General features: G+C 37.5%; 1 protein-coding gene. It reads right to left on the bottom strand.

Annotated features, from left to right (window positions below):
* On the bottom strand, window positions 1-1,016 hold a 1,016-nt coding region (locus OCV67_RS12705; RefSeq protein ID WP_178085162.1), incomplete at both ends, for a hypothetical protein.

The following is a 1,016-nucleotide window of genomic DNA, read 5'->3' as shown; positions in this document are numbered from 1 at the left end:
ATTAAAAAGCTGTTCATCAACGACTCTACCATCCTGTTCTTTTACGATACGGTATGTTTCAAGATCGGCATAAGCTTCTATACCTGCAAGACCGGTTTCCTCATCTGGTTTATATGCCAGTTCAATGTGATCCATATTTGAAAAGTCACCGGGAGAGCTAAATTCTTTTTCACAGTATTCATTGATCAAGCGGATAGCCTTATCCATTGGATTTTCTTTTTTTGGCAGCTCCACAATTTCATTGACCTGAAATGGTATGCCAAGTTCTTGGGCTTTATCTCTTGTAATTTCAAGCTGCGTCAGAGAAATATCAACATTTTCGGAAATGATATTGCAAATGTCTGCCCTGAAAGCTTCATCGCTTTGAAATTTATCGTATAGAGGTGCAATTTCGTTAATAGTATAATTTTCAATCTGTTCTTTTCCGACAATAAGTTCAGTGAAAAGTTCCGATATACTTTTGTTTATTTCATTATTAAAGTTTTCTAAATCCGAATTTTCATGAGCATTTCTTACTGTTATGTCGTTTATTAGCTTATCCGTAGCGTATTCTATAAATTCTGCACGGGAAAGTTGTACTTCATGGGATTGCTTATGTGATTCGCCAATGGCGAATTGTTCTTTTTCAGCTGTAAAGCTGTGTGCAATCTCCTCCAGACGTTCAATATCAGCTTTGCTGACTGTAATAGTTGTTGTTTCTCCGGCAATTTTACCGGAGAATTTTATTCCGCTTTCCCCAAGCTTATCAGCAATTTTAGCAGCAATATCGGTATCATACTTTCTGTAAGTCTTTTGCGGAATGTATCTGTACGGAGTATTGCCGATTATTTGTATATCAGTTCTGTCAGAATTTCTTCCTCTGCTGTTTTCAGAAAACTGTTCTGAAGCTGTACTGTTTTCAGGTAATCTCCCTGATTCTCCGCTTCTTTGTATTCCGAACTGTTCTCCTTGAGTTTTTCCACTATCATATCTTCCATTTCGTGTGCCTGAAGATTGACGGCTGTCAGATGCTTGTT

It is taken from the genome of Porcipelethomonas ammoniilytica (genome assembly GCF_025567485.1).
GTDB classification, from domain to species: domain Bacteria; phylum Bacillota; class Clostridia; order Oscillospirales; family Ruminococcaceae; genus Porcipelethomonas; species Porcipelethomonas ammoniilytica.
The sequence above is the reverse complement of the archived record's forward strand: the minus strand, read 5'-3'. Positions and strand labels throughout refer to the sequence as shown.